General features: G+C 70.0%; 10 protein-coding genes. 7 read left to right on the forward strand and 3 right to left on the reverse strand.

Annotation, left to right across the window (positions count from 1 at the left end; genetic code table 11):
* Nucleotides 1-98 precede the first annotated feature (98 nt).
* A complete protein-coding gene (locus tag ACODT5_RS00590; protein ID WP_422517146.1) occupies nt 99-671 on the reverse strand; it encodes an HD domain-containing protein in 573 nt (190 codons plus the stop codon).
* A 236-nt stretch (nt 672-907) separates the two neighbouring features.
* On the opposite strand from ACODT5_RS00590, the gene ACODT5_RS00595 reads away from it, so the two are divergent.
* From ACODT5_RS00595 to ACODT5_RS00625, 7 genes are all read left to right on the forward strand, one after another.
* Nucleotides 908-1,099, forward strand: a complete 192-nt coding sequence (locus ACODT5_RS00595) for a hypothetical protein (protein ID WP_422517147.1) — start codon at nt 908-910, stop codon at nt 1,097-1,099.
* Nucleotides 1,068-1,595, forward strand: coding sequence for a DUF6879 family protein (locus ACODT5_RS00600; protein WP_422517148.1), 528 nt, complete (start codon nt 1,068-1,070; stop codon nt 1,593-1,595). Before ACODT5_RS00595 ends, ACODT5_RS00600 begins: the two co-directional genes overlap by 32 nt.
* Nucleotides 1,596-1,623: 28 nt before the next feature.
* Complete coding sequence (locus tag ACODT5_RS00605; RefSeq protein ID WP_422517149.1) at nt 1,624-2,475, forward strand: helix-turn-helix domain-containing protein; 852 nt, start codon at nt 1,624-1,626, stop codon at nt 2,473-2,475.
* A 96-nt stretch (nt 2,476-2,571) separates the two neighbouring features.
* Nucleotides 2,572-2,760 (forward strand): hypothetical protein, encoded by a 189-nt coding sequence (locus tag ACODT5_RS00610; protein WP_422517150.1) that lies wholly within the window; start codon nt 2,572-2,574, stop codon nt 2,758-2,760.
* Nucleotides 2,757-3,143, forward strand: a complete 387-nt coding sequence (locus tag ACODT5_RS00615; RefSeq protein WP_422517151.1) for a DUF6415 family natural product biosynthesis protein — start codon at nt 2,757-2,759, stop codon at nt 3,141-3,143. The genes ACODT5_RS00610 and ACODT5_RS00615 overlap by 4 nt, the downstream gene beginning before the upstream one ends.
* Nucleotides 3,144-3,326: 183 nt before the next feature.
* Nucleotides 3,327-3,839: a GNAT family N-acetyltransferase gene (locus ACODT5_RS00620; RefSeq protein ID WP_422517152.1), complete on the forward strand. Its 513-nt coding sequence runs from the start codon at nt 3,327-3,329 to the stop codon at nt 3,837-3,839.
* Nucleotides 3,840-3,907: 68 nt separating this feature from the next.
* Nucleotides 3,908-4,528 (forward strand): zinc finger domain-containing protein, encoded by a 621-nt coding sequence (locus tag ACODT5_RS00625; RefSeq protein ID WP_422517156.1) that lies wholly within the window; start codon nt 3,908-3,910, stop codon nt 4,526-4,528.
* Nucleotides 4,529-4,754: 226 nt separating this feature from the next.
* Here ACODT5_RS00625 and ACODT5_RS00630 read toward each other — a convergent pair whose 3' ends face one another.
* Entirely contained in the window at nt 4,755-5,039 is a 285-nt protein-coding gene (locus ACODT5_RS00630) for a hypothetical protein (RefSeq protein WP_422517153.1), read from the reverse strand.
* A complete protein-coding gene (locus ACODT5_RS00635) occupies nt 5,039-7,438 on the reverse strand; it encodes a DEAD/DEAH box helicase (protein ID WP_422517154.1) in 2,400 nt (799 codons plus the stop codon). The genes ACODT5_RS00630 and ACODT5_RS00635 overlap by 1 nt, the downstream gene beginning before the upstream one ends.
* Nucleotides 7,439-8,006 lie beyond the last annotated feature (568 nt).

The raw sequence follows: 8,006 nt of genomic DNA on the forward strand, positions 1-8,006 counted from the left end.
CGTCTCGCGGGTCACGCGGTGGCCGGCTCCGGCACTCCCCGCGCCGAACGGCAAGAGGCACCCGGCAGCGCCGGGGGCCTCGCCGGGGACGGTGCCGATCAGGGCAGGAAGTTCTGCTGCCACTGGAGCGAGTCCATGCTCAGGGCGGCGTCGGCGAGGGCCTTCGCGGACGGCGTCTTGAGCGAGGCGAGGCTGGTGTCGATCCAGTTCTGGGTGAGGCTGTAGCCCTGCTCTCGGTACTCCACCGCCTGCACCAGGCACTCCAGCTTGTCGGCGTCGCGGGCGACGATCGCCTCCGGGGTTTCGCCGGCCTCGTACTCGTCGACGGCGCTCTGCACGCCGGTGCGCACGGCCGGGTGGGCGTTGGCGACCTGGTCGGCGGTCACCTCGCCGTTCGGGGCAGCCTTGATGTACCTGCGGCCGATGTGCGGGATGTCCCCGACCCGCGTCTCCTGGCTGTCGTGGAACAGGCACATCAGCGCGACCCGGGCCGGGTCTACGCCTTCCATCATGGCGAGCACCGAGCCGATCACCCCGACGCGGAAGGAGTGCTCCGCAACGGACTCCGGCTGCTTGTTGCCGGTGAACCACCAGCCGGTCCGTGCGACGCGCTTGAGCACGCCCATCTCGGAGATGAAGCTCGCGGTGCCCTGGGTGGTGTCGTCGGCCATGCGGTCCTCCGGTGTCAGCGGTTGTGATCGAGAACGTAGTGGACGTGGGTCAGCTCGCGCCCCGGTCTCGTCGACAGTGTTGCCTCGGCCGGAGAGGGGCCCTTGACGCCGACTCCGGCCTGCGGGACGGTCGGTGCGCAACTACACGCAACTGGCTTTCTCCGGAGGCGATCATGGCGTTACTTTTCTTCGGGACGGACCCGAACTCGGGTGGAGGGAACTGCCCGGCGGTGTGGGTGGACACCGAAGCCGCGGAGGGGCCGGAACTGGTTCTGCAGGGCAAGTTCGCCGACGCGGCGACCCGGGCCGCGTGCAGCCAGGACAGTCCGCCGGCGGATGACGAAGGAGTCATCCGGCTCTCCGCGCGGATGATCGACCAGATCAGGAAGGCATGTGATGCCGCAGAAGCCGCCGGCCCTCAGCTTTGAGGACCTGCTCGACTCCGCCCAACGGCACGCCCTGCACCTGGAGCTCCGCGACGCCTACGCCGTGGGGGAGGAGCGGGAGGTCTACGACACCTTCCTGCGGGACGGGAGCGTTCCCGCGGACGACTCGGCGTACTGGAGCGGGTGGCTGCCGCTGGTGGAGCGCACCGTCGCCCGCGGGGTGAAGGTCCACCGGGCCCGGGTCGTGTCCGAGCCCGTCACCGACTACATCCGCTTCGAGCACGCCATCACCGACGCCAACCTCCGCGCCGGAGAACAGGTCCGCTGGCTGCCCCGCCGCCGCGCCTCCGCCCTCGCCCTGCCGGGCAACGACTTCTGGCTCATCGACGACCGGGTCGTACGGTGGAACATCTTCTCCGGCGACGGCGAGGCGATGGAGCCCGACCACACCGAGGACCCGCAGGCCATCAAGCTGTGCGCGGAAGCGTTCCGCTCGGTGTGGGACCTGGCCACTGACCACGCCGACTACCGCATCTGACCGACGCACAACCAAGGGCCGCCACCTCATGACGACCGCCTCCCCATCCTCCAGCGCTCAAGGGGCCCGCGAGGCGCTCGCCGTGCGGCTGCTGCACCTGCGCAAGGACGCCGGCCTCACCGGGAAGGACCTCTCCGCCCGGTGCGGCTGGCACCCGGCGAAGACCACCCGAATCCAGAAGGGCGCGATCCTGCCCTCGGACGCGGACATCCGCACCTGGTGCGCGGCGTGTGGCGCCGACGGCCAGGCCGACGACCTCATCGCCACCGCCCGCGCGGTCGACTCGATGTACATGGAGTGGCGCCGCCTGCACCGCAACGGCATGCGCCAGGTCCAGCAGGACTGGTACGCCCTGCACGAGCAGACCCGCCACTGCCGGGTCTACGTCTCCAACGTGCCCCCGGGTTTCCTCCAGACCCCGGCGTTCGCGACCGCCCTCATGCAGCAGATCACCCGCTTCCAGGGCACCCCCGACGACGTCGCCGAAGCCGTCGCCGCCCGGGTCGCCCGCTCCCGCTTCCTCTACGAAGGCGGCCACCTCTACGTCGTCCTCCTCGAGGAGTCCGTCCTGCGCTACCGCACCGCCGATCCCGAGGCGATGCGCGGGCAGCTGCGCCACCTCCTGGCCGTGATGCTGCTCGCCTCCGTCTCGCTCGGCGTCATCCCGTTCACCGCGCAGCGCACCGTGTGGCCGCTGGAGGCGTTCTACGTCCACGACGACACCACGGCCGTGGTGGAGACGCTGACGGCGGAGATCAAGGTGACGCAGCCGCGCGAAGTCGCCGACTACGCGAAGGCGTTCGCCGGCCTCGCGGAGATGGCCGTCTACGGCGACGACGCCCGCGCCGTCATCCAGGCCGCGATGGACGCCCTGGAGTGAAGTTCCGCAATTTCCCGCAATCTTGTTGAGGAATGACCGGTGGTCTCCGTAGCGTCGAACAACACCGACGCACCCCAGCAACGGAGGCGGTGCCCCATGAGCGCACCCACATCCCCCAGCCCCGCGCCACAAGGCCCCAGCTTCCAGCCGCCCGAGTACGGCCGGCCTTCCCCGGCGCTGATCGCGCGCGCTGACCGCGGCTACGCCCGCTTCCTCGCCGCCCCCGCCCCGGACGCCGACCCCGGCGACCACGACCAGGACGACGACGCGGCGGGCGCCCGATGAGCGACACCTACGCCGTGCTCTACGACCCCCAGGGCCTGATCGAGGCCGAACTCCCGCTGGACCGCGCCCCGCACGAAGCGCTCGTCACCGCCGTGCTCGCGTGGAAGGACCCGGACCTCGATCCCCGCGACTACGAGCAGATCGCCCTCCAGCTCACCGGGCACGCCCGCGCCGTGGCCTCCGACGTCCGGCGCCACGCCGCCGCCCTGCCCAAGAGCGACGGCCGCGGCGCTCTCGCCGAAGTCGTTCTCCGCGAAGCCGACGGCCGCCTGTCCGCCCCGCTCAAGGGCACCGCCCGCTGCGTCCAGAACCGAGCCCGCCTCGTACGGGCCCTCTATACGCGGCTGGACCGCCTCACCGAACCCCTCCCAGCTGCCCCCTAGCTTTCCCAGGGAGGCAGCAGGACCCCAGGGCCTTGCACACACTCCAGTGCGACGCCGCCGCCTCTGATGAACACCCAGACACGAATGTGCTCAAGGCCGATCGGCCTTGAGCACATCCACCGCCCACCCTTACCTGGCCCCCGCCCCCGCCGACCGTCCCACCGCGAAGGAGCTGACCGCCGCATGGTGACCCTGCGCACCCTGACCCTCGACGACGCCCCCGCCCTCACCCGCATCTACAGCGGGGCTTCCATCCGGCACACCACCGGCAGGGCCCTCACCCTCGACCAGGCCCACGAGAAGATCCGCACCGGCCTCGCCCGAGCTGCCGAGACCCCGCGCGCGCAGTGGAGCTGGGGCATCCTCAACGAAGCCGAGGTGATCGGCCTGATCGCCCTGCGGCGACGGACACCGTCCATGGGCACCATCAGCTACATCCTCCGGGACGACAGCTGGGGCAACGGCTATGCCACCCAGGCCGCCCACCAGGTCGTCACCGCCGCCTTCACCGCAGCTGGCCTCGACCGGCTGGAGGCCATGCACCACCCCGACAACCCCGCCTCCGGCCGCGTCCTGGTCAAAGCCGGGTTCACCCGCATCGGCACGGCCGACCGGGACTCCGAGACCGGACCCGTCCCCTACGAGCTGTACGCGCTGGAGGCCGGCGGCAACGGCATTTTTCCGATCGACCGTTGAGGGGCGCCACCGCCGGTACGGTCGTTAACGGCGCCGACGACGGCACACACCACCGGACCCAGGGGGTAATGGGCGTGGAGAACGGATCGGACAGCATCCCGTGGGGCGGCGAGTGGCGGCGCCACCTCCGCTCCCCCGCCGAGATGGATCTCGTGCGCTCGTGGATGCGCCATGTCGAATGCCCGACCTGCAAGGCGGCCGCAGGCCGGGCCTGCCGCACCGCGGGCGGTAGCCCGACCAACGAACACCGTGCACGCCGTGACGCCGTCGGCCCCATCCCGTACGCGAAGTGGCGAAAGGAGGGCCTCATCCCGGAGCAGCGGACGTACACGATCCCGGTCGTGCTCAAGGAGTCGGAGAAGGCCCGCGCCGACTTCAACGTGGACACCGCCCTGGCCGACGGTGTGGCGGTCGTCCGCATGTTCCTTGCCGAGCGGCTCGGGTTGTTCCTCCAGGGCGAGGAGGCCATGGACCGCATCGACGACGCCGTGCGCAAACTGATCGAGGTCCGCGGACCGGTGGGGACGGCCGACGTCGTCACTGTCCTCGCCAGCCAAGTCGCCTCGATGTTGATTGCGAGCGCCGGACCCGACGGCGATCCGGAGGCCATGTTCGACACGATGGTCCGCGCGCAGATCAGCATGGTCCGCAGGATGAACGCGATCGAGAAGGAACGAGCCGACGGCTGACCGGCCGGTCAACGCCCTTCGTGACCGCGATCTGGCGTAGTTCGCCGGGGGAGCAGCCCAGGATCCCAGGGTCTACACGCACACCAGTCCGATGTCGCAGCTCAGAACCCCCGGGCATCGCACTCAAGTGCGTGTAGGGCCTGGGGGTGGTGCCGCTGGCCCCGGACCGCAAAGGACCCCGGGCCTCTCCTGCGCCCCGGGGCCCTGTCGCCGCTCTCACCGCCGCTCACCAGTCGTCAGGTGCGCTGCCCACCCACGCGATCGGCCGGCCCTCGTTGTTGCGGCCCCAGTGCGGTTCCTCCATCGAGGTCTCATGACCGTCGGGCAGGACGCAGATCCGTCCCCAGCGGCCGTGCTTGCCCGGACAGGTCCCCGTAAGCCGGGCCGCGTCGCCCTCGCGCACGGCCTGGTCGTGCTGGTCCTGGAAGGACTGGAGGCGGGCGCACAGCTCCCTGCCGAACTCCGTCTCCGCCACCTCGACCTGTGCCCGCGCCTGCTCGCCTGCGGTCATCACGCCGCCCCTTCCATCGCTGCCCACTCCAGCCCGAGCGCGGCGAGCGCCTGGAGCTTGTCGGCGGTCAGCTTGGCCCGGCGGCTGCGGCTGTTGGACAGGAACACCCCGAGCTTGACCTCCGACCCGTCCGGCAACGCCTCTACGTGACCCCTGGGGACCGTCACAGAGCCGGTGCGGGCCTTGTACTGCTCCAGGGCTGCCACGCCCTTCTCGAAGGCGCTCACGGCCTTCTTGGGGGCCTTGGCGGGCTCCGCTTTCTCCGGGGGCAGCGGCACGACGCCGACTGCCTCCAGGAGCTCGCGCTGCCCGTCCATCAGGTCCGTCCAGACCGTGTGCTGACGCTGCCTCGCCAGCCACTTGCCGACGTCCATGCCGTGGACGGTGAAGCCGGGCAGGACGTCGGAGTGGTCGTCCTCGTCCGTCAGCAGCTCGCGCAGCGCGGCGTAGTGCCGCTGCCACTCCGCCGGCCACGCGGGGTTCCAGTGCTCGTCCACGGCCTCCAGGGCGGTCTTCCACTCCGGCCGCTCCTCCAGCGCACCCGGGCGCCGCAGGTTGGACAGCCACTGCCCCACCGGCCGGTCCAGCATCGTCGCGGACCGGGGCGCGCACAGCGTCCAGTGGTCCTCGAAGTACGCCTTGGCGGCCTCCAGGTTCTCCTGGAACCGCTCATCGGCCACGCTCCAGACCATGCCCAGCTTCTCCAGCCGCTGGGCCCGCCTGCCGGTCATCTGCCCGGCCCCGTACGCCCGTCGCTGCTCCGCGACCCAGGCCCCGAGCGGGAACGCGCCCTCCTTGAACCCGTACGGAACCCGGGCGTGAAGCTCACGCTCCGAGAACGTCTTGAGCGCCGACCAGCCGCGCGCCCAGTCCTGGCGTTCGGTGTCGATCACGTTGAACGACACCCAGTCCGCGACCATCACCGGATCACGCGGAGCCGCAAAACGCAGCAGGAGACGGGATTCTTCCTCACCGTCCTGGGGCGGCGGACCGATGTACTCGGACGGCTGCACCATGTCCTTCTGCGGCTCCTGCGGAATCGCCAGCAATTCCACAGCCTCTTCATCGTGAGCCCGCAGCCCCTCCAATACCTTCACCAAGGGCTTGTACGATCCCGAGGTGAACATATCCTCCGGCTCCTCATCGGCCTTGAGGAATACCGGCACGATCAGAGAGGCGAGCTTCCCCTCTCCCGGCTTTTGCCGCAGCGCCCGGCCGATGGCCTGGACGATGTCGTGAGGGGCGCCCTTGGGGTCCAGGAGGGCCACGGAGTCCACCGCCCGGATGTCGACGCCCTCACCCAGGACCCGGCAGTTCGAGAGCACCGCGCGCCGCGCGGTGGAGCCGAACTCGTCCAGGACGCCCCGCCGGCGCTCGGGGACGTGCTCCCCGCACAGCCAGTCCGCCCAGATCTTCGACGGGTACTTCTCCGGCTGGTCCGCGTGCAGCCGCTTGGCGACCCGCTCCAGGCCCTTCGCGTACGCCGAAGCCTCTATGGTCCGGTGGTGGAAGGTGATGCACGTCTGGAGCTGGTGCTGCTCCATGGTGTGCAGCAGCGCCGCCTGGAGCGCCCCGAGGCGCTCACCGCGCACCTTCTCGCTGTGCCGGTCCTCGCCCATCAGCCGCTCGGGCGTGACGACCGGGTCCTTCAGCTCCAGCACGATGATCTGATACCGCGCCAGCAGCTTCCGCGACACGGCCGACGCCAACGAGAGCTTGTAGAGGACCGGTCCGAAGACCTTCTCGTCGTCCATGGAGGCCGCCATCTCGCGCGGCAGCGGGTCACGCACCCCCTCGGCGACCTCGCGGTTCAGCCGCTCCTCCCAGATCCGCGGCGTGGCCGTCAGGTACAGCCGGCGGTGCGAGGGGATGACGCGCTGGCTGTGGACGTCGGCCCACGCCTTGCCCATCGAGCCCGACGTGCGGTGGGCCTCATCGACCACCGTGAGGTCCATCGGGGCCAGCTGCTGGCCGTAGGCGCCCTCGAAAGCCTCAGCCAGGACACCCAGCGAGGCGTACGTCCCGAAGATGGTGACCGGCCCGGTGCTGTGCCACAGGGCCAGCTGCACAGGGTTGGTGGTGGAGCGCACCTGGAGGTTCCACAGCTCCGGGTCGTCGGAGAGGCTGCATACCGCGACCGCCGGCCCCGTGTGCCCGGCCCCGCGCCATGCCTGCACCGTCTGGGTCAGAAGGTCCAGCGTCGGGACCAGGACGAGAATGCGGCCCTTGGGAACAAGACGCTTTGCCGAAGCCGCCGCAATGATGGTCTTTCCCGTTCCGCACGCGGCGTGCACCTGCCCGCGCAGGCCGTTAACGGGAATGCCGCCCGGCGGGATATCGAGACCGCGCACGATGGCGGCTACGGCCTCAATCTGGTGTTCACGCAGTTTCACGGCCATTCCCGTGTCTCCTTTTCGCGGAATGCGGTGCGCAATCAGAAAGAAAGTCCGGCGCGGTGAGTGGTGGGCCGGTGTGGTGATGTCTAAGCACAAACTCTACACAGTCAGGTCCAGTGATGCATCACCCGCGCGGCAGGTTCGCCCTGGAGGCTGATACTTGGCTGATTTTCACCCCGCACGTGCGGTTCATAGGGTATGCTGGCGGGGTATTGATGAACGTGAGCAGCCGGTTTCGATGATGGGGGAGGGGTTCGGGTGGAGCGCAGCGGAGCCCGTCACTGCAGTGGGGCCGGCACCCGATCAGGCCGACGGTCCGTCACTCCCGCTGCTGGGGTGGTGGGCAGTAACCCCAAGCCCTACACAGGCTCGCACGTGATGCACCTCCCCTCGTAGCCAGCCCAGGCGACCGCGCTTGCGCGGGTGCCCCGCAATTCGCGCTTGCGCGAATTGCATTCCCTTCGGGAATTCCGCTCGCGGAATTCCATTCCCGCGCTTGCGCGGGAATACGCCGAAGCGAAGCGGAGGCGTTCGCTTCCCGGCGGCTTGCCGCCGGGTATCCCGCTCCGCG

Origin of the sequence: Streptomyces tatrensis, assembly GCF_049310065.1 — a bacterium.
Lineage (GTDB): Bacteria > Actinomycetota > Actinomycetes > Streptomycetales > Streptomycetaceae > Streptomyces.

What these genes read in the sequence shown, in the direction of transcription:
- ACODT5_RS00590 (WP_422517146.1), bottom strand. Translation starts at nt 671, where the DNA reads ATGGCCGACGACACCACCCAGGGCACCGCGAGCTTCATCTCCGAGATG.
- ACODT5_RS00600 (WP_422517148.1), top strand. Translation starts at nt 1,068, where the DNA reads ATGCCGCAGAAGCCGCCGGCCCTCAGCTTTGAGGACCTGCTCGACTCC.
- ACODT5_RS00605 (WP_422517149.1), top strand. Translation starts at nt 1,624, where the DNA reads ATGACGACCGCCTCCCCATCCTCCAGCGCTCAAGGGGCCCGCGAGGCG.
- ACODT5_RS00610 (WP_422517150.1), top strand. Translation starts at nt 2,572, where the DNA reads ATGAGCGCACCCACATCCCCCAGCCCCGCGCCACAAGGCCCCAGCTTC.
- ACODT5_RS00615 (WP_422517151.1), top strand. Translation starts at nt 2,757, where the DNA reads ATGAGCGACACCTACGCCGTGCTCTACGACCCCCAGGGCCTGATCGAG.
- ACODT5_RS00620 (WP_422517152.1), top strand. Translation starts at nt 3,327, where the DNA reads ATGGTGACCCTGCGCACCCTGACCCTCGACGACGCCCCCGCCCTCACC.
- ACODT5_RS00625 (WP_422517156.1), top strand. Translation starts at nt 3,908, where the DNA reads ATGGGCGTGGAGAACGGATCGGACAGCATCCCGTGGGGCGGCGAGTGG.
- ACODT5_RS00630 (WP_422517153.1), bottom strand. Translation starts at nt 5,039, where the DNA reads ATGACCGCAGGCGAGCAGGCGCGGGCACAGGTCGAGGTGGCGGAGACG.
- ACODT5_RS00635 (WP_422517154.1), bottom strand. Translation starts at nt 7,438, where the DNA reads ATGGCCGTGAAACTGCGTGAACACCAGATTGAGGCCGTAGCCGCCATC.